The following is an 18,440-nucleotide window of genomic DNA, read 5'->3' on the forward strand; positions in this document are numbered from 1 at the left end:
ATTTTCAAGACTTTGAGATTTTTCGGGCCGGGAGATCTTCAAGCGGCGAAACGATCAAGCGCGCCGCCTTCGAAGGAAATCACGCGACGCGCTTTTGTCTTTTTGTGCATGTCGTTGCCCAAAACCGCTACGCCCTTTTTGGACAGGGTGCGTTGGCTCACGAAGGGTCGGCAGTCGCCGGACGGCCGGCGTGCCGCGGCCATTCGGCCTCGCCCCTGTTCGCATCCGCCGGCTCGAAGGCCGGCGACCGCCGCGTGCCGGTAACGGGCAGCCGTGCCAGCTTGAAATAGCTGAAATACATCAGGAAGGAGCCCATGATGTAGGGGTTGAGGATCTCGACCTCGACGAAGGAGCGGATCAGCAGCAGCACCATCACGCCGAAGAGAACCACCGATTCGGCCTGCCAGGCCTTGAAGATCACCATCGAGACGTGGCCGTAAAGCGTGCGCAGCAAGATCAGCGACACCATCGTCGCACCGGTGAAGCCGAGTTCGACAAGCGCCTCGATATAGGTGCTGTGGAAATGGAAGCCGGTGCGGGTGGTGATGTAGAATTCGTTCCACAGCCGTTCGGCCTCGGCAAATCCCTGCACCCAATAGGCGGCATAACCGACGCCGAGGATCGGCGACCGCTGGGCGGCATCCCAGCCCTGCTCCCAGAGATAGGTCCGCCCGGTGAGCGTCGAATCCTTGCCGAAGATGCCAAGCACGAAGTCCATAAGCCCGAGATTGAGCGCCACCACAGCCACCACGACGATCATGCCGGCACCGACCAGGAAGATCACGCGGCGATAGCGCCGCGACAAGAGTTTGCTCATGGCAAGCAGTGCAATCAGCGCCAGGACCGCCGGTATCGAGGCCATCGAGGTGGCGGAATGCGAGACGACCAGCACATAGGCCGACAACAGCACGACCGGCACCGTCAGGATGAAGCTGAGCCGGCCGCGCCGCAGGAAGGCGAGGAACACAACGGAGAAATAGATGCCGAGCGAGCCGACAAAACCGATCTGGTTCTTGGACGCGAAGGCGCCGACGAAATTGTAGGTGCCGTCGAGGACGTCCTCGGAATAGCCCCCGACCTTGAGTGAATAGAGCAGGACGAAGAATATCCCGATCAGGGCGCCCAGCGTCAGGGTGCGCGCGCTGACGGTGCGCGCCGCGACATAGGCGCAGGCAATGTGGGAAAGGTACTGGATCGCCGTCCTTGCGGTGGTGCCGGGCGCCTGCGACCAGAAGACGGAGAAGCAGACATAGGCCGCGAACAGCAGCGGCAGCCAGGCGCTGGACAGCTGCCGCAGGAAGCGCCGGTAGTCGACCAGGATGAGCGGAAGCCAGACGGCGTAGTAGGCCAGGATCAGTACCTGGCCGAATATGACGGAATAGGAGAACGCCCAGATCGAGACGGCAACGGCAAACGCGCCATAGGCGGAGTTCTTTTCGGGATCGACCAGCAAGGACTTGGGAATCTTCATCTCAGAGTCCCGTCGACGCGACCCAAGACCGGCAAGCCAGAGACCACCAAGCCCGGCAGGCCGAAAACCGGCCGGCATATCCGCAAACAGGGGCGTACAATAAACAGCGTCTCCATTGTGCAGTGCAATATAACCTATCGCACCCCTTGCTCAATGGCAAATCCGGGGCAAATCCGGTCACCTTGTCTTACAGACGGGCGATTGCCGAGAGATCGACGGGTCGGCGCAGCTCCGGGATTGGCCCAGACGATCGCCCCACATGCCGGCTTGAACTTGCCTGCCGGCGACTTCACAGTCCACCTAGGGTGAGGCGGCCGGTTGCATCGGTCACGGACAGAGGAAAATCAGATGCCTATGCATTTTGCGGGACGTTTCGCCGGCCGGTCGGCGGTCATCACCGGCGGGGCCTCGGGCATCGGCCTGGCGGTGGCGCAAAGGATCGTCGAGGAGGGCGGGCGCGTCAGCGTCTGGGATCGCGATCCGGCCCAGATCGATCAGGCCAAAGCCGTTGTTGCCGGCCTGCACGGGGTGACGTTGGACGTTGCGGATGCGAAGGGTGTTGAGGTCGCCACAGCGCGGACGATCGAAGCCCTTGGCGGCGTCGACATCCTGGTCACCAGCGCGGCCATCACCGGACCCAACATGACGACCTGGTCCTATTCGACGGAGGATTGGCAGAAGGTCATCGACATCAACATCAACGGTGTCTTCTACTGCAACAAGGCGCTCGTCGCGCACATGCTCGAACGCGACTATGGCCGCATCGTCAACATCGCCTCGATCGCCGGCAAGGAAGGCAATCCCAACGCCTCCGCCTACAGCACGTCGAAAGCAGCGGTGATCGGCCTGACCAAGTCGCTCGGCAAGGAATTGGCCAAGACCAAGATAACGGTCAATTGCGTGACGCCGGCGGCCGTGCGCACCGCGATCTTCAAGCAGATGAGCCAGGAGCACATCGATTTCATGCTGTCCAAGATACCGATGGCGCGCTTCGGCGAGGTCGAGGAAGTGGCGGCACTGATCTGCTGGATCGCCTCGGAAGAATGCTCGTTCACGACGGCCGCGGTGTTCGACGTCTCCGGCGGCCGCGCTACCTATTGACCAGCCGGGGGCTCCCGCCTCTGCCAGATCCAACTACAATTCCGCGTGACGGAGCAACGAACGGAGCTGACAGGCGTATGGTGGCTGAGGTCTGGATGGACGGTGATGACATAACAGAGTTGCGGGAAGCCATGATGCGACGAGACAGCCCGGCAGGGGCGATGACCCACGGCCGCCGTGCCGATGAAGCGCGATCGGCGGGAGCCGCGACCATTAGGCCGGAGTTTGCATCGTTTGCCTGAAGCATATCCCGCCACGCTATCCGATGACGAGCTTCTGGATCGCTATCAGCGCGCCGCCTTCGGCTATTTCCTGGAGAATGTGAACCCCGACAACGGGCTGGTTGCCGACACGTCACGGCCGAATTCGCCGGCCAGCATCGCGGTCGTCGGCTTCGCGCTGTCCTGCTATCCAATCGGCGTCGAGCGCGGCTGGATGACGCGCGAGGCGGCGGTGGAGCTTACCCTCGCCGCGCTGCGTTTCTTCTCGACCAGCCCGCAAGGCAGCGGCAACGAGGTCACCGGCCACAAGGGCTTTTACTACCACTTCCTCGATATGCGGACCGGGCTGCGGGTCTGGCGCTGCGAGCTGTCGATGGTCGACACCGCCTTGCTGATTGCCGGCTTCCTGGTGGCGAGCGCCTATTTCGCCGGCAGGGATGAGAAGGAAACCGAAATCCGCCAGCTGGCCGAGGCGCTCTACCGGCGCGTCGACTGGCGCTGGGCGCAAGGCAGCAGTCCGACCTTGCGGCAAGGCTGGAAGCCCAGGAGCGGCTTTCTGCACTATGGCTGGGAAGGCTACAACGAGGCGACGATCCTCTATGTGCTGTCGATGGCCTCGCCGGACAGCCCGACGTCGGACGACTGCTACGAAGGCTGGACGGCGACCTACCAGTGGGAAAACATCTATGGCCATGACGTGCTCTATGGCGGACCGCTGTTCATGCATCAGTTCTCGCATGCCTGGATCGATTTCGCCGGCATCCGCGATGCCTTCATGCGCGAGAAGAATTCCGACTATTTCGAGAACAGCCGCCGTTCGACCTACCTGCACCGCGACTATGCCCGGCACAACCCCTATGGCTTCGACGGCTATGGCGAGAACCTGTGGGGACTGTCGGCCGGGGACGGACCGGGCGGCTTCCGCGCCAGCGTGGAGCGACGGCGCCACCGGTTTTCCGGATATGCCGCGCGCGGGGCGCCTTTCGGGCCGGATGACGGGACGATCGCGCCATGGTCCTATCCGGCGTCGCTGCCCTTCGCGCCTGACATTTGCCTGGCTGCCTTGCGCCATCTCGGCGACCGCTATCCGCAGGTGATCGACAATTTCCGGCTGCCGAGCGGCTTCAATCCGACATTGGCCAGCCGGCGAAAATTCGGCCGCAACGGTTGGATCTCGGAAGGCCATTATGGGCTGGACCAGGGCATCGTGGTCATGATGATCGAGAACCACCGCTCGCGCCTGATCTGGGAGTTGATGCGGTCCAATCCTCACATCCGTCGCGGCCTGGACAAGGCCGGTTTCACCGGCGGATGGCTGTCGCAGCTCGCAAGCCCCGAGCCTGGGGGCCGCGATGTCGCATGAACGGACCAAAGCCGCCGCCTTCCCGGTCGACCGCAACGATGTCGAGCTGATCCGGGGCGCGCATCCGCCGCGCTGGAAGAACCCGGAGCCGGACGGTTCCTACAATCTCGTCGTCATCGGCGCCGGGCCTGCCGGACTGACCGCCGCGCGCGACGCCGCGAGCCTTGGCGCCAAGGTCGCGCTGATCGAGCGCGGGCTGATCGGCGGTGCGTGCGTCAATGTCGGCGGGGTGCCGTCGAAGTCGATCATCCGCACGGCCAGGCTCTATGCCGACATGCGCGACGCCGAGAATTTCGGCGGCGACACGCCGGAGCGTCTGCACGTCGACTTCGAGCGCGCCATGATGCGAATGCGGCAGATCCGGGAGCGGATCAGCCGCGCCGATGCGGCCGTTGCCATCGCTTCGCAAGGCATCGACCTCTATTTCGGTGAGGCACGCTTCGCCGGCACGGACACGGTGGTGGTCGCCGGCAAGACGCTGCGGTTCAGAAAGGCTTTGATCGCGACAGGTGCGCATCCAAGCGGGCCCGCGATTCCGGGGCTTGCCGAGGCCGGCTATCTCAACAACGAAACCATGTTCGATCTCACGAAGTGCCCGCCACGGCTCCTGGTTATCGGCGGCGGGCCGCTCGGCTGCGAGACGGCGCAGGCCTTCTGCCTGCTCGGCGCCAAGGTCATCCTGGCGCAGAGCGATCCGATGTTCCTGCCCGGCGAGGAACGCGACGCCGCGCAGATCCTTTCGGACGCGCTGGCGCGCGAGGGGGTCGAGGTCCGGCTGAACACCGAAGTGGTGGCGGTGCGGACAAAGGGCGGCAAGAAGCTCGCCGACCTGATGCGGGACGGCGACGTGACGACCATTTCCGTCGACGAGATCATCACCGGCGTCGGCCGTTCGCCCAATGTCGACGATCTCGACCTGGAAAATGCCGGCGTGGTGTATGACGTCAACGGCATCAAGGTGGACGATCACCTGAGAACGACAAATCCGCACATCTACGCGGCGGGCGATGTGTGCCTCGAATACAAGTTCACCCATACCGCCGAAGCGACCGCCCGCATTGTCGTGCGCAATGCGCTGTTTCGCGGCCGCGAAAGGCTCAGCGAACTTGTCGTTCCCTGGTGCACCTATACCGATCCGGAGATCGCCCATGTCGGTCTCTATCCGGTGGAGGCCCGTCGGAACGGCATTCCGGTCAAGACCTATACGGTGCTGATGCACGATGTCGCCCGTGCCGTGATGGACGGCGAGGAAGAGGGATTCGTCAAGATCCATGTCAGGGAGGGGTCCGACCGCATCCTCGGCGCGACGGTGGTCGCCGCCCACGCCGGCGAGATGATCAACGCGGTGACGCTCGCCATCCGGTCGGGCATGGGATTGCATGCACTGGCCGACGTGATCCACCCCTTCCCGACGCAGGCCCAAGGCATCAAGATGGCGGGCGACGCCTACCGGCGAACGCGGTTCACAAGCTTGCGCAGGCGTCTGGCAGCGCGCTGGCTGGCCTGGTCGAGGCGATGACAGCGCATGAAGCATGCTTTTCTCTGAAATGTCCGCAAATACACGACCAAGTATCCCGCCCGGCGCTTGACGGCACCCAGTACGACTAAGGAAGATTGGAGCACGGTGCGACCGCGGAACACTCGGGGATGCAGCCTGTAACTGAAACCGAATATGCAATCCGGCTCTTGGCCAAGGGCTACATCTGCGTGCCGTTGTGTGCCGGGGGCAAGCATCTCGATCTCCAGGCAATGGAGTATCATCCCTTACATTTGCAGGCCCGTCGAAGGGACCTGAAAGAGTTGGCGTTCCAATCGGTTGCCTTTCATCTGTCGCAGAAGCCGCCAACCGGCGACGACATCCGGCGCTGGTTCCGTAAGTTTGCCGGAAATGTCGGAATCCTTGGAGGGTTCTCCAACCTTCTCATCTTGGATTTCGATGATGCCGCGACCTATCTGAGCTGGTCGAGCAAGCACGAGGCCCTTTTAAGTCGCACGCCGATTGCAAGATCGCCGAACGGGTTTCATGTCTATCTCAGGACACGCGACCCGACGGCTTCGTCCAGCCTCTATGCCGGCATGCGCCGGATCGGCCACGTGAAGGCGCTTGGGGGCTATGTCGTTGGCAGCCCGTCCGTGCTCAAGGATGGTTCGTCCTACAGCTGGCTGAAGGACCATTCACCATTCGACGTCGATCCGTCGCCCATCGAGGGCCTCGCTAGTCTCTCGCTTCGCGCAGTCTCGCCGTTCAAATACCACTATGACCGCATGCTGAACCGTGGCTTCTTCGAGCCCCCCTGAGTATCCAGCCCGCATGAGTAGCCAGCCCGCATGAGTATCCCGGACGGCGCGCGACCGGACATCAGCATCGTCATCCCCGCAAGGAATGCGGCCGCGACGATCGACGCGACCCTGCGCAGCCTTGTGGCCGACAGAGACCTCATCGGTGAGATCCTTCTGGTCGACGATGGATCCAACGATCAGACCGCGGCTATCTCGATCCAAAGCGCCCGCGAATATGAATTGCCGCTGCAGGTCCTCAGCATGCGGCTTGGCAGCGCCGGCGCCGCCCGCAACGCCGGTATGGCGCGTGCCAAGGGCAAGTTCCTGTTCTTCCTCGATGCCGACGACGAGGTGATCGCGGGAGGCTTGGGGCTGTTGCGTGAGGCGCTTGTGAGCAATCCCGGAGCCGGCCTGTCGATCGGATCCAGCGTTCGACGCACCGCGGGCCGGCCGGATAAGCTCAAGGCTCCACATGGATATACAAGCGATCGGGCCCTGAACGCCCGACGCTACCTCCTCAACGAGGCGTGGCCGATCGCCGTGGGAAGCGCATTGGTCGCAGCCGCGGCGACGGCCGCCATCAGCTTTCCCGAAACGGCTGGTCTCGATGAGGATACCTGCTATTGGGCAGCCCTGCTTGCACGCTTCGACGTGGCGACGACCCCCGCACCGGTGCTTCTCTATCACCATGACGAAGCGAGAATGGCGCGGCGATTCGTCCAGACCCCCCGAGCTACATTTCTCGCGATAGCACTGGAACTGGACAAGCTTGCCGGTTTAGGCATTGCTAAAGACGTTCTGCAATGGAGGAAAGCCTGGATCGCGCAGCGGATTTCCAGACAGCTCCTCAAGCACAAGCAATACGGGGCTGCGATGCGCATGATGCGTGCCGTTCGCGCCCACAAGACCCTTGGCGGGAGTTGGAAGACATTGCAATATCGTACCCGAATTCATGCCGGGGCCATGGTGGAGCGGCCTGGCCATCGGTTGGATGCCAGGAGGGACAGGGAAAGACGCACGCTGATCGTGTCGTACGACCCGGCCTTTCCGCCAACTTCAGGTTCAGATCTGAGAAACTACCGCAATGCCGACGCAGCCGCCAGGTTCGGACCGGTGTGCCTGGTTTCGGTGAAGCCGAAGTTCGCGGGGAACGCGGCTGATCCATTGATCCGCATCGAGGCCCTGTCGATCGAGGGTGAGCCCCGCACGGCCTCGGTCGGGTGGTGGCGCACTAGGGCGGAGAATCGCATACCGCGTTCCGCCCTGGCGCGGCTTGAGGCGCTCGCCCGTGAATTCCGCCCTGACACCATCATTGTCGAGGGCGTCGGCCTGTTCAAGCTGCTGCGGCCGCTGCGCCCGCTGGCGGCGCAGCTCATTCTCGACATGCACAATGTCGAGTCCGACCTTGCCGCACAGATCAGGCGTCTCAGTGCCAAGCGAACCGCGGCGGCATTCGGCGTCAGGTTCCTTGAAAGAAAAGCGCTGTCCCTTGTCGACAGGGTATGGATCTGCTCGAACCTGGATCGTCAGAAGCTGATGAGGCTTTCCCGGCACAAGATTCCTATCCACGTGGTTCCGAACGGAATTCCGCAAGCCGGCGATGTTGCCACGCAACTGCCTGCCGAGCCGTCGACCGGCAACGGCTTTCCGGTGATCGTGTTCATCGGTCATCTCGCCTACCCGCCAAACGTCGATGCCGCACAGCGATTGGCCAGTGTCATATTTCCCCGTATCCGACACGCCCTGCCGGATGCCAGGCTTGTCCTGGCTGGACGCACGCCGAGACCGGCCGTGCAGGCACTGGCCAGATTGCCTGGTGTGGAGCTCATCGAGGATCCCGCTGACGTGGCGCCACTCTTGTCCAGCGCGCATCTCACCGTCGTTCCGCTGACGGCGGGTGGCGGCACACGCATCAAGATCCTGGAAGCAATGGCCGCGGGCGTGCCGGTGATCGCCACGCCGATCGCGGCCGAGGGCCTGGACCTGGTCGAGAACGACGAGGTGCTGCTGTCTGACACTGACGAGACGCTTGCCGAGATGGCCATCGGACTCTGTCTCGACCCCGAACGCCGGGCGCGGCAACGCCTTCGCGCGCATCAGGCGGCATGGGCAAGGTTCGGCCTGCAAGCGATCCGCGACGCCGTTCGTGATGGGCTTGGACCAAACGGCCCCGCCGCATGATTCCAGCAATCCTGCACCAGACGTGGAAGACCGACCGTGTCCCCGCGCGCTTCCAGGCGTATGCCGACAGCTGGAAGCGGCACAATCCACACTGGACGGTGATGTTCTGGAGCGACCGGATGCTGCTCGACTTCGTTGCCGAGCACTACCCGGATTTCCTGCCGGTGTTCTGCACGTATCTGAACGGCGTGGAGCGGTCGGATGCGGCCCGCTACATGCTTCTGCATCATTTTGGCGGGGTCTACGCCGACATCGATTGCGAATGCGTCGCGCCCTTCGATCCGGTCATGAACGAGACCCGGATCGTGCTGTGCAAGGAGCCGTCTTCGCATTCGGCCGTCCAGATGGAATTTCGTGGCCTGCCCTATCTCCTGTTCAACGGGACGATAGCGAGCCCGCCCGGTCATCCGTTCTGGCTGCATCTGTTGTCGATGATGCCCGGTCTCGCCGGCGCCAAGGACGTGCTCGACGCCACGGGTCCTTGCCTGCTGACCTCCGCCCAGCGCAATTACGGCGATCAGGCGGGATTCGCCATTCATCCTTCAGGCCTGTTCACGCCGGTGACGTCGGCCGGCAGCACCGAGCGCGAGGCCGCCGAAGATGCAACGTCGCTTTCGATCCATCACTGGGCCGGCACCTGGTGGATCCCTGAGCCGCCGCCGAAATGGTCGACCAAGCTTCGCAACCGAGCCTACCGGCTTTGGTATCAGCTGACGCGTGGCGCGTATCTCGATGAGGCCGTGGCGAAAGCGGGCGTCGACAAAGCGGTGCTGTCGGCGCCGCCGCCTTCAGGCAAAAATGTCGCCGTACTGGTGCCGCTTCGCGACGCCGCCGACCTCATCCAGCCATTTCTCGATGCGTTGGAAGGGCTCGACTATCCCAAGGAGAGGATCAAGCTGGTTTTCTGCGAGGGCGACAGCCTGGATGGGAGCTGGGAGCGGCTGCAGGCCGCGACGGCGGGATTAGCCGGCAAATATCGTGACATCGTCCTGCTGCAAAGGCGGGTCGGCACCAGCCTCGACCGGGCAAAACGGGCAAAACCCAGGATGCAACGCGTGAGGCGGGGCGCGATCGCCAAGGTGCGAAATTACCTGATCGATCACGGGCTGGGCAAAGACGACGACTGGGCGGTGTGGATCGACATCGACGTCTGGCGCTTTCCCGGTGATGCCCTCAACCGGCTGATCGCCACGGGACATCGCATCGCGGTGCCCAACTGCGTGAAGATCGCCGGCGGCGGCAGTTTCGATCTCAACAGCTTCATAGTAAGGCGGCAGACAAGGGATTATCGCTACTACCGCGACATCCGTGGCGGTCTCCATCAGCCTCCCGCGCAAACACCAAACCGGTATCATCTCAGCGATGTCAGACATCTCGACATCATCGGCCTCGATGCGGTCGGCGGAACCATGCTCCTGGTCGATGCCGCCTTGCATCGCGGCGGCCTTCGTTTCCCCGAAATTCCCTACCGCGACCTGATCGAGACCGAAGCTTTTGGCGTGCTCGCCAACGATCTCGGCATCAGGCCGGTCGGCCTGCCTAAGCTGGAAATACTGCACGTGCCGTGGTGAGCCGGCAGCCGCCGAAGTTTCTTCCCTAAGGGTTCCAGATCGGCGATGGCCACAGATGTCGCCAAGGCGTCAGTCATGCAACTCGCGCGATATCGGCGGACCGACAGAGTAGCCGGAGAATGTGACCTCGAAACCCTCGCGCTGCGGCGAACAGCACATCATGCCGACATCGACCGTCTTCGAGACCGGGAAATAGGCGAGCCGCACCGGCTTCCAATGACCGTCCGAAGCATCGAGATACTGGACGCGGATCGCCTCGGCGTGGCGGGTCAGGCGGATCCTGACGCCGTCCGGACCGGCATGAATGGCCACCAGCGACCAGTCCGACGTGTCGTTGGTGACGACGACCGAGACATAGGCGAGGCCGTCCGTGTATTCGATGCCGGCCTTGATCCAGTGCGTTTCGCTCAGCCGGAGCATCAGCCCCGCCTGGTCGTAGAGCACCTTGTAGTCGCCCTTGACGGTGACTTCGGCGGTGAAATCGCCCTCGACCGGCCGATGCAGGAAATGGCCGTTGTCGCGCCAGAAACCGTAGAAGGTCTCACGCCAGAAATCGGTCTCCTTGCCGGTGCGTGCATGGACGGTATCGCCGTCGATGGCGTGGTGCGGCGGCGGGTTGAGCCAGGTCAGGTCCTGCAATGCCATGGCGTCGCGCCAATCCGTTTCTTGAGCTGCGTGACCGCTGGCCCGACCGGCCGGCGCCGACCACCTTGCACCCGATCAGCCTGCAAACGTGTAGGCGGTCTTCACGGTGGTGTAGAACTCCATGGCATAGCGGCCCTGTTCGCGCGGGCCGAAACTCGAGCCCTTGCGGCCGCCGAAGGGAACGTGGAAGTCGACGCCCGCCGTCGGCAGATTGACCATCACCATGCCGGCTTCGGAGTTGCGCTTGAAGTGGGTGGCGTGCTTCAGGCTCGACGTGCAGATGCCCGACGTCAGCCCGAAAGGCGTGTCGTTGGCGACGGCAAGCGCCTCGTCATAATCCTTGACGCGGATGACGCTGGCGACAGGGCCAAATATCTCCTCGCGCGAAGAGCGCATGGCATTGGTGGCCTCGGTCAGCAGCGCCGGGCGCAGGAAGAAGCCTGGCGTCTTGCGGTCGAGCCGTTCGCCGCCGAAGGCGAGGGTCGCGCCTTCCCTGACACCGATGGCGATGTAATCCTCGTCCTGCTTCAGCTGAGTGGCGTCGACGACGGGGCCGATCTGGGTCTGCGCGTCGAGCGCATCGCCGATGACCAGCTTGCCCATGCGGTCCTTGAGTGCGTCGACGAAACGATCGTGGATGGCGTCGGTCACGATCAGCCTGGACGAGGCCGTGCAGCGCTGGCCGGTCGAGAAGAAGGCGCCGTTGAGCGCGCAATCGACGGCGACCGCGAGATCGGCATCGTCGAGCACGACCAGCGGGTTCTTGCCGCCCATTTCGAGCTGGAACTTGCGCAGGTGCTCGACGCTGGCGGCGGCGACGCGTTTTCCCGTGCCGACCGAGCCGGTGAAGGTGATGGCGTTGACATCGGGGCTGTCGAGCATGGCCTGGCCGACCACGGAGCCCTTGCCCATGACGAGGTTGAGCACGCCCTTGGGCAGGCCGGCGCGATGCAGGATGTCGACGATGGACCAGGCGCTTTCGGGAACGAGTTCCGCCGGCTTGAAGACGATGGTGTTGCCATGGGCCAAAGCGGGCGCGATCTTCCAGGCCGGAATGGCGATCGGGAAATTCCAAGGCGTGATGATGCCGACCACGCCGACCGCTTCGCGGGTGATCTCGACGCCGACGCCCGGGCGCACGCTTGGCACCATTTCTCCGGACAGGCGCAATGTCTCGCCGGCGAAGAAATCGAATATCTGGGCGGCGCGAATGGTCTCGCCAATGCCTTCGGCCAGCGTCTTGCCCTCCTCGCGCGCCAGATTGCGGCCGATCTCGTCCTTGCGGGCCATGATCTCGTCCGCGGTCTTCTTCAGCACCGCATGGCGTGCCAGCGGACCGGAACGGGACCATGCCGGAAACGCCGCCTTGGCCGCGGCGATTGCCTGGCCGGCCTGTTCGACGCCAGCCGAGGCATATTCGCCGACCACATCGCCGGTATCCGAGGGGTTGATGTTGCGGGAGCCGGCGTCGCCGACCCACTCGCCATCGATGAGGTTCTTGCGAAATACGTTCATGATCTTGCCTTCCTTGCCTTGGCTGCTGGCTTGGCTGCTGGCCGCGCGGCGGCATCCGTCTGAATTGGTATTTGCCAGACAATTGCCTTACGGGAAAGCACGCACTGGCCGATGCGCCGCGACAAAAATGCCCAGGCTTGTCTCCGCGCCGATAGTGCGGCATTTCGAAAACCAACCCGGCTAATATCCACGCGGCGTGATCCAGGCCCCGATGAATCGCCCTGTACAGCAGTGTCCATGACCTTGATTTGGCCGGTGCGGCGTGTCATGCGTCGTGCCGATGGCGGCACTCGAAACGACGATCCAGCGCGCCGGCGCCACCGGCAACGTCAAGGCCACTCGTGAAGACTGGCTGAAGCTTGCGCTTGAAACGCTGATCTCGGATGGTGTCGAGCGCGTCCGCGTGCTGACGCTGGGCCAGCAGCTCGACGTCTCGCGCTCGAGCTTCTACTGGTATTTCAAGAGCCGGCAGGATCTTCTCGACCAGTTGCTGGATCATTGGCGGCAGACCAACACGAAATTCATCGTCGAGCGCGCCAGGCGACCTTCCGCCACCGTGGTCCGCGGGGTGATGAGCATCTTCGAATGCTGGGTCGACGAAAGGCTGTTCGATCCCCGACTGGATTTCGCGATCCGGGCCTGGGCGCGTCGTTCGCCGGCAATCCGGCGCGCGCTCGACGAAGCCGACGAGGAACGCGTCAACGCCATCCGCGACATGTTCATGCGCCATGGTTATGACGAGGAGGACGCATTCGTTCGTGCCCGCATCCTCTACTTCATGCAGATCGGCTATTACTCGCTCGAACTCGACGAGCCGATGAGCAGCCGCCTGCCTCATGTCGCTTCATACTTGCGCAGCTTTACCGGCCAGGAACCCACGACCCAGGATGTCGAGGATTTCTCGCGTTATGTGGTGGAGACGATGGCACGCAAACGCTAGTGCCAGTCGTTGTGTACAAAGCCGGCACGCAAATTAGACATATATGTACAATGCCACTACGCTTCCCTGAGAAATCAGGCTTGTCCGCCGCACCATAACCAGACGCTATTCCGCGTTATCGCTCTTCAAGGAAGGCCTGGCCGGGCAGACCGGCTGGAAGCAGGCCTGGCGCTCGCCCGAGCCGAAACCGGCCTCTGACGCGATCGTCATCGGCGGCGGCGGCCACGGGCTGGCGACAGCCTATTACCTGGCCAAAAACCACAACATCGCCCGAGTGGCCGTGCTGGAAAAAAGCTGGATCGGCGGCGGCAACACCGGCCGAAGCAAGCTGCGTATCCATGTCGACCGCGGTCTTGCCGCCTATCTCTGGACGTGGATGGAGCAGGCCACGTCGCGGCCGGAAGCTAGAGCGTGAAGGACCAGAACAGGCAGGCCAGCATCGCGGCGGCGAAGACCACGAAGAACAGGCTGCGCAGCAGCACGTTGCGGCGCAGCTCGTTCATGACGAAGTGACAGCCGATGACGACCACGGCAAACAGGAACCGCCAGTTCAATAATGCCAGCAGGGCGCTGCCCTGGCCGAAGGCCCATCTTGCAAGAAGACCACCGACAATGGTGGCAAGCAGCACGATCACTGTCCAGAAGATCGCGTCGGCGGCATGGGTCAGCACGATGCTGGCCGCACGGATCGGCAGGATCATCATCAGCAGCGCGGTGAAGAAGTAGACGGCGGCCAGCGGAATGAACGTCCCGGCATCGGCAATGCCGTCGAGGCGCCTGACGCCGATCGCCCCATACGGATAGCCGTGCCTGGCCACCGCAAGGCTCAACGCCATGAGCAAGGCGGTCAGCACAGCGACCAGCGCGAAGGATATGAGGGCTTTGCTCATGATGTTCCTGTCCCAGACGAATCAGACAGGAACGTTGTAGCCGGCGGTCGTAAACTGCGGGTAAGCGAGCTTACCCGGGACGCCGATTTCGACCTCTGCGCAAGCCGATGACGAGCGGCTATTCGGCGGCGACCCTGCCCGCCGAGCGGTTCGCCAGCACGAAGCCGATCTCGTCCACGGCCTGCGCGGCGCGCTTCAGGATCGCCTCGGAGCGCAGCACGCCGTCGGTGAAATCCTTGTCGGTGGCGTAGACGGCGGTCGGCAGGGTGAAGGCCTCGAAGAAGCCGAACAGCGGCCGCAGCTGGTGTTCGACGATCAAGGCGTGGCGCTCGCCGCCGCCGGTCGCGGTCAGAAGGATGGGCTTGCCGCGCAACGCGGCCGGATCGATGAGGTCGAAGAAGTGCTTGAACAGGCCGGTATAGCTGCCCTTGTAGGTCGGCGAACCCACCACCAGCACATCCGCGGAGAGGATCTGGGCCAGGATCGGTTGCGCCTGGCTGTCGAGGTCGCGGGCCCACCTTGCCGTGCCCAGCGATGGGCCGACATCCTCGATGTCATAGGTGCTGGCCGACAGGCCGTGGCGCGCGGCAATGTCCCTGGTGACGAAATCGACGAAGGCACGTGTCTTTGACGGCCGGGTGATGTTGCCGGAAAAGCCGACGACTGTTGGATTTGACATGGCGGTGGGCCTCTTGATGGTCGAAGTTTTACTAGGGCGAGCTTTAGCCCGCCGATGGAAATCAGCTCCAGGCGTGCAGCGGCGGATTTTCGCCGTTGAGAAAATATTTGCCGAGGATCGAATACTTCCAGCGCACCGGATCGTGCAGCGTGTGCGTGCGGGCATTGCGCCAATGACGGTCGAGATTGTGCTCGGCCAGCGTCGAGCGCGTGCCGGCGAGTTCGAACAGCTTGTTCGTCGCGGCGATGGCGATCTCGGTCGACAGGATCTTGGCCTCGGCGGTGACGATCTGCGCATGCGCGACCGTCTCGGCGGTCGGCTCGATCACGGCCCGGTCGATCGCATGGCCGGCCTTTTCGAGTAGCGCCTGTGCCGCGTGCAGACGCAGCGTCAGATCGCCGATCGCCTGGATGGTGTAGGGATCGTCCCAGGCATTGTCGACGCCGCTGTCGATCCAGGCGCGGCTCCTGGTCCTGACGAAGTGAACCGTCTCGTCGATCGCCGCCTGGGCGATGCCGGTGTCCACCGCGACCTGGATGATCTGGAAGATGGCGCCGTCGGCGGTCGGCCTGTCGTAACCCTTATAGCCGGGCACCAGAAAAGTCTTCGGCACCTTGACGTTGTCGATGATGACGGTGCCGGAGAGCGTCGTGCGCTGGCCGAAGCTCGACCAGTCATCGATGACCGTCAGGCCGGGCGCACCACGGTCGGCGATCGCATACCAGGCGCGGCCCTCGTCATCGAGCGCCACAATCGGTACCAGATGCGCAAGCAGCGCGCCGGAGGAATAGAATTTGCGGCCATTGACGACGACATGGTCGCCGGCATCGGTGAAGCGGGTCTCGAAATCGGCGGCACGCTTGGAACCGAACTCGGAAAAGGCGTTGCCGAACCGCGTGCCTTTCAACGCCTCACCGAAGAGCAGTTTCTGCTGTTCGGCGTCCGACACGGTGCGGATGGCGGCAATGACCCCGAGATGGTTCTGCGCCACCTGGCCGATGGAAGAATCCGCCGCAGAGATGATCTCGATCACCTTGGCCAACGTCGCGTAGGATAGTTCCGGTCCGCCGAATGCCCTGGGCACATTGATGGACCACAGGCCGCTTTGCGAGAAGGCGTCGAGTTCGGCAACCGGCCAGATCCGCTCGCGGTCCCGCCTGGAAGAGTCCTTGGCGAATTCGGCGGCGAGCGCGTGGGCGATGGCGATCGCTTCGGCGTCATCCTTGATGATGTGGGCCAGCGCCGACGGCCTTGCGACGGGCGGCACGGCGGCGGAGGCATGGTCTGTCTTGACGGTCGAGACGGTCATTTCGCTGCTCCTTCGAATTTCGCTTCAGGCGACGGCATGGAGATGGGCTGTTTTGGCAGCCGGTGACGGCTGTTGCCCGGGGGTCGATTGACCGAGATAGAAGGCGCGCACATCCTCGCGCTGGCGAAGCTCTGCAGCCGGACCGGAGAGGACGGAGACACCGTTTTCGAGCACCGTGGCGTGGTCGGCATATCTGAGCGCGACCGCGGAATTCTGCTCGGCCACCAGGATCGACAGGCCGGTCTCGCGGTTCAACTTTCTCAGGGTCTGGAAAATATCCTGGACGATGAGCGGGGCGAGCCCCATCGACGGTTCGTCGAGGACCAGCAGGCGCGGCCGCGACATCAGCGCCCGGCCAATCGCGGTCATCTGCTGCTCGCCGCCGGAGGTCAGTCCGGACAGTGTCCGGCGCTTTTCCCTGAGGCGGGGGAAATAGCCGTAGATGCGTTCGAGATCGACGTTGATTTCGGCGCGACGACCGCTGCGGCCGATGCCGCCGGCGACCAGGTTTTCCTCGACCGTGAGGCTCTTGAAGCAGTGGCGGCCTTCGAGCACCGGCACCAGGCCGGCGCGCACCAGATCGCCCGGCTTGCGGCGCGAGACATCCGAGCCGTCATAGCGGATGGTGCCGGCGTTGACCTGGCCGCGTTCGGCCGGCAGCAGGTTCGAGACCGCCTTCAGCGTGGTGGTCTTGCCAGCACCATTGGCGCCGAGCAGCGCCAGGATCTCGCCGCGCCTGATCTCGAAGCTGACGCCGTGCAGCGCTGTGACGGCGTGGTTGTAGGTCGCGTGGACCGCATTCACGGCAAGAATGACGTCATTGTCCGGCATGGGCTCTTCTTCCCTGGTCCGCGGAGCGAAAGTGGCCGGCGCCGCGGAAACCTGTCCGCGGCGCCCGGCACTGGCTGATCAGTTGGTGGTCACGGCGTTGGCATCATCGGCGGTGCGCAGCTTGATGCCCTTCTCGGCGGCATAGGCCTCGGCCGACTTCTCGATGATGGGCCGCAGCAGCGCCCAGTCCGGCGCGATCCAGTCGGAGACCACGTTCCATTTCTTGCCGTCCCACTGCTGGAAGGTCACGTAGCCCTCACCTTCATGGTTGTCCCAGCTGACATTGATCGAATGGAACAGATCCTTGGCGCCGAGCGCCTCGACCTTGGCCGGATCGAGCTTGAGATGTTCGAAGCCCCAGCGGACCTCGTCGCCGGTCAGCGTGCGGTGGCCGAACTTCTCCTGCGCGACGCGGATCGCCTCGACATTCAGTATGCCGTTGACGATGCCGAGATTGTGGTAGACCGAGCCGATGCGCGACTTGTCTTCCAGATTGCCCTTGCCGGCGTCGTAGACCGTCTTCACGATCTCCTGCACCACCGGATAGCTGTTGCCCGACGCCTGGGTGGTGATGGCGGTGTAGCCCTTGGCGGCGACGCCGGCGGGGATGACATCCTCTTCCGAATTCGACCAGACATTGCCGACGATGTGGTCGACGGGATAGCCGACCTTGACCGCCGTCTTCAGCGCCACCGGGTTCATCACGCCCCAGCCGCGCAGGACGACGAAGTCCGGCTTGGCGCGGCGGATCGTCAGCCATTGCGACTGCTGCTCGTTGCCGGGATGCGGCACCTCGATCTGCTGGACGGTGAAGCCGTATTTCTGGGCCAGCAATTCATAGATCGGGATGGTCTCCTTGCCGTAGGGCGAGCCATGGTAGAGCACGACGATCTTCTTGCCCTTCAGCTTGTCGATGCCGCCCTCCTTGGAGGCGATGTAGTTCACGATCCCCGACGTCTCGCTGTAGGGATTAAGCAGCAGCGGGAAGACATAGGGGAAAACGCGCCCGTCGGTGGAATCGGTGCGGCCGTGGTTGACCGTGATCAGCGGCACCTTGTCGGCGGTGATGCGGTCGATCATGGCATAGGCGATGCCGACCGAGAGCGGGTTCCAGGCGGCGGCACCGGCATGGCTCTTCTGCCGCTCGTAGCATTCGACGCCGCGCTCGACCTCGTACTGGGTTTCGCATTCGTCCCAGGTCAGCTTGACGCCGTTGACGCCGCCGTCGCGGATGTTGATGAGGTTGAGATAGTCGATGAAGCCGCCGAAGAAGCCGGTGCCGCCAGCCGCGTAAGGCCCGACGCGATAGCTCTGCAGCGGGAAATATTGGTCGTCGGCGTGAGCTGATGGCAAGGCCACCGACACGATCATCGCCACGGACAGCGCCGCCGCCTTGATTGTGCTGAGAAAATTCATGGGTTGGGTACTCCCGGTATGGGCCGT

17 protein-coding genes are annotated in these 18,440 nt (G+C 63.4%); 8 read left to right on the forward strand and 9 right to left on the reverse strand.

The window, feature by feature from the left end; genetic code table 11:
- Nucleotides 1–38: 38 nt before the first annotated feature.
- Nucleotides 39–161, reverse strand: coding sequence for a hypothetical protein (locus X741_RS1000000171380; protein ID WP_280940325.1), 123 nt, complete (start codon nucleotides 159–161; stop codon nucleotides 39–41).
- Nucleotides 158–1,471: an O-antigen ligase gene (locus tag X741_RS165300; RefSeq protein WP_023767499.1), complete on the reverse strand. Its 1,314-nt coding sequence runs from the start codon at nucleotides 1,469–1,471 to the stop codon at nucleotides 158–160. The genes X741_RS1000000171380 and X741_RS165300 overlap by 4 nt, the downstream gene beginning before the upstream one ends.
- A gap of 348 nt (nucleotides 1,472–1,819) precedes the next feature.
- On the opposite strand from X741_RS165300, the gene X741_RS165295 reads away from it, so the two are divergent.
- The 6 genes from X741_RS165295 (at nucleotide 1,820) to X741_RS165280 (ending at nucleotide 10,188) form a co-directional block, all read left to right on the forward strand.
- The gene (locus X741_RS165295) at nucleotides 1,820–2,572 is read left to right on the forward strand and encodes an SDR family NAD(P)-dependent oxidoreductase (RefSeq protein WP_023775852.1); all 753 of its coding nucleotides are present in this window, start codon (nucleotides 1,820–1,822) and stop codon (nucleotides 2,570–2,572) included.
- Nucleotides 2,573–2,806: 234 nt separating this feature from the next.
- On the forward strand, nucleotides 2,807–4,156 hold the full coding sequence (locus tag X741_RS165290; protein WP_023775854.1) for a glucoamylase family protein: 1,350 nt from the start codon (nucleotides 2,807–2,809) through the stop codon (nucleotides 4,154–4,156).
- Complete coding sequence (locus X741_RS165285) at nucleotides 4,146–5,675, forward strand: mercuric reductase (RefSeq protein WP_023775855.1); 1,530 nt, start codon at nucleotides 4,146–4,148, stop codon at nucleotides 5,673–5,675. Before X741_RS165290 ends, X741_RS165285 begins: the two co-directional genes overlap by 11 nt.
- 167 nt (nucleotides 5,676–5,842) lie before the next feature.
- On the forward strand, nucleotides 5,843–6,454 hold the full coding sequence (locus tag X741_RS0133790) for a bifunctional DNA primase/polymerase (RefSeq protein WP_245272620.1): 612 nt from the start codon (nucleotides 5,843–5,845) through the stop codon (nucleotides 6,452–6,454).
- 30 nt (nucleotides 6,455–6,484) lie between these two features.
- The gene (locus X741_RS0133795; protein ID WP_031249639.1) at nucleotides 6,485–8,617 is read left to right on the forward strand and encodes a glycosyltransferase; all 2,133 of its coding nucleotides are present in this window, start codon (nucleotides 6,485–6,487) and stop codon (nucleotides 8,615–8,617) included.
- A complete protein-coding gene (locus X741_RS165280; protein ID WP_023775857.1) occupies nucleotides 8,614–10,188 on the forward strand; it encodes a glycosyltransferase in 1,575 nt (524 codons plus the stop codon). Before X741_RS0133795 ends, X741_RS165280 begins: the two co-directional genes overlap by 4 nt.
- A gap of 69 nt (nucleotides 10,189–10,257) precedes the next feature.
- On the opposite strand, the gene X741_RS165275 is transcribed toward X741_RS165280, so the two are convergent.
- Nucleotides 10,258–10,833 (reverse strand): DUF1349 domain-containing protein, encoded by a 576-nt coding sequence (locus tag X741_RS165275; protein WP_023775858.1) that lies wholly within the window; start codon nucleotides 10,831–10,833, stop codon nucleotides 10,258–10,260.
- 75 nt (nucleotides 10,834–10,908) lie between these two features.
- Nucleotides 10,909–12,348, reverse strand: a complete 1,440-nt coding sequence (locus tag X741_RS165270) for an aldehyde dehydrogenase family protein (RefSeq protein ID WP_023775859.1) — start codon at nucleotides 12,346–12,348, stop codon at nucleotides 10,909–10,911.
- Nucleotides 12,349–12,628: 280 nt separating this feature from the next.
- On the opposite strand from X741_RS165270, the gene X741_RS165265 reads away from it, so the two are divergent.
- Both X741_RS165265 and X741_RS1000000167825 read left to right on the forward strand, forming a co-directional pair.
- Nucleotides 12,629–13,288, forward strand: a complete 660-nt coding sequence (locus X741_RS165265) for a TetR/AcrR family transcriptional regulator (protein WP_023775860.1) — start codon at nucleotides 12,629–12,631, stop codon at nucleotides 13,286–13,288.
- A 94-nt stretch (nucleotides 13,289–13,382) separates the two neighbouring features.
- Nucleotides 13,383–13,703 (forward strand): FAD-dependent oxidoreductase, encoded by a 321-nt coding sequence (locus X741_RS1000000167825; protein WP_084018218.1) that lies wholly within the window; start codon nucleotides 13,383–13,385, stop codon nucleotides 13,701–13,703.
- Here the strand turns inward: X741_RS1000000167825 and X741_RS165260 are convergent.
- The 5 genes from X741_RS165260 to X741_RS165240 form a co-directional block, all read right to left on the reverse strand.
- Complete coding sequence (locus X741_RS165260) at nucleotides 13,693–14,178, reverse strand: hypothetical protein (RefSeq protein WP_023775862.1); 486 nt, start codon at nucleotides 14,176–14,178, stop codon at nucleotides 13,693–13,695. The two genes, X741_RS1000000167825 and X741_RS165260, sit on opposite strands and share 11 nt — an antisense overlap.
- A gap of 118 nt (nucleotides 14,179–14,296) precedes the next feature.
- Nucleotides 14,297–14,857 carry an FMN reductase gene (gene msuE, locus X741_RS165255; RefSeq protein WP_023775863.1) on the reverse strand — a complete coding sequence of 187 codons (561 nt, stop codon included), beginning with the start codon at nucleotides 14,855–14,857 and terminating at the stop codon, nucleotides 14,297–14,299.
- A 61-nt stretch (nucleotides 14,858–14,918) separates the two neighbouring features.
- Complete coding sequence (locus X741_RS165250; RefSeq protein ID WP_023775864.1) at nucleotides 14,919–16,166, reverse strand: SfnB family sulfur acquisition oxidoreductase; 1,248 nt, start codon at nucleotides 16,164–16,166, stop codon at nucleotides 14,919–14,921.
- Between the two features lie 24 nt (nucleotides 16,167–16,190).
- The gene (locus X741_RS165245) at nucleotides 16,191–16,997 is read right to left on the reverse strand and encodes an ABC transporter ATP-binding protein (protein ID WP_023775865.1); all 807 of its coding nucleotides are present in this window, start codon (nucleotides 16,995–16,997) and stop codon (nucleotides 16,191–16,193) included.
- 78 nt (nucleotides 16,998–17,075) lie between these two features.
- Complete coding sequence (locus X741_RS165240; RefSeq protein ID WP_023775866.1) at nucleotides 17,076–18,413, reverse strand: ABC transporter substrate-binding protein; 1,338 nt, start codon at nucleotides 18,411–18,413, stop codon at nucleotides 17,076–17,078.
- Nucleotides 18,414–18,440 lie beyond the last annotated feature (27 nt).

This window comes from Mesorhizobium sp. LNHC221B00, assembly GCF_000502935.1.
Taxonomy (GTDB): Bacteria; Pseudomonadota; Alphaproteobacteria; order Rhizobiales; family Rhizobiaceae; genus Mesorhizobium; species Mesorhizobium opportunistum.

Bases quoted from the DNA above. Each gene is read 5' to 3' on its own strand.
- X741_RS165300 (WP_023767499.1), bottom strand. From the start codon at position 1,471: ATGAAGATTCCCAAGTCCTTGCTGGTCGATCCCGAAAAGAACTCCGCC.
- X741_RS165295 (WP_023775852.1), top strand. From the start codon at position 1,820: ATGCCTATGCATTTTGCGGGACGTTTCGCCGGCCGGTCGGCGGTCATC.
- X741_RS165285 (WP_023775855.1), top strand. From the start codon at position 4,146: ATGTCGCATGAACGGACCAAAGCCGCCGCCTTCCCGGTCGACCGCAAC.
- X741_RS0133795 (WP_031249639.1), top strand. From the start codon at position 6,485: ATGAGTATCCCGGACGGCGCGCGACCGGACATCAGCATCGTCATCCCC.
- X741_RS165280 (WP_023775857.1), top strand. From the start codon at position 8,614: ATGATTCCAGCAATCCTGCACCAGACGTGGAAGACCGACCGTGTCCCC.
- X741_RS165275 (WP_023775858.1), bottom strand. From the start codon at position 10,833: ATGGCATTGCAGGACCTGACCTGGCTCAACCCGCCGCCGCACCACGCC.
- X741_RS165270 (WP_023775859.1), bottom strand. From the start codon at position 12,348: ATGAACGTATTTCGCAAGAACCTCATCGATGGCGAGTGGGTCGGCGAC.
- X741_RS165265 (WP_023775860.1), top strand. From the start codon at position 12,629: ATGGCGGCACTCGAAACGACGATCCAGCGCGCCGGCGCCACCGGCAAC.
- X741_RS165260 (WP_023775862.1), bottom strand. From the start codon at position 14,178: ATGAGCAAAGCCCTCATATCCTTCGCGCTGGTCGCTGTGCTGACCGCC.
- msuE (WP_023775863.1), bottom strand. From the start codon at position 14,857: ATGTCAAATCCAACAGTCGTCGGCTTTTCCGGCAACATCACCCGGCCG.
- X741_RS165250 (WP_023775864.1), bottom strand. From the start codon at position 16,166: ATGACCGTCTCGACCGTCAAGACAGACCATGCCTCCGCCGCCGTGCCG.
- X741_RS165245 (WP_023775865.1), bottom strand. From the start codon at position 16,997: ATGCCGGACAATGACGTCATTCTTGCCGTGAATGCGGTCCACGCGACC.
- X741_RS165240 (WP_023775866.1), bottom strand. From the start codon at position 18,413: ATGAATTTTCTCAGCACAATCAAGGCGGCGGCGCTGTCCGTGGCGATG.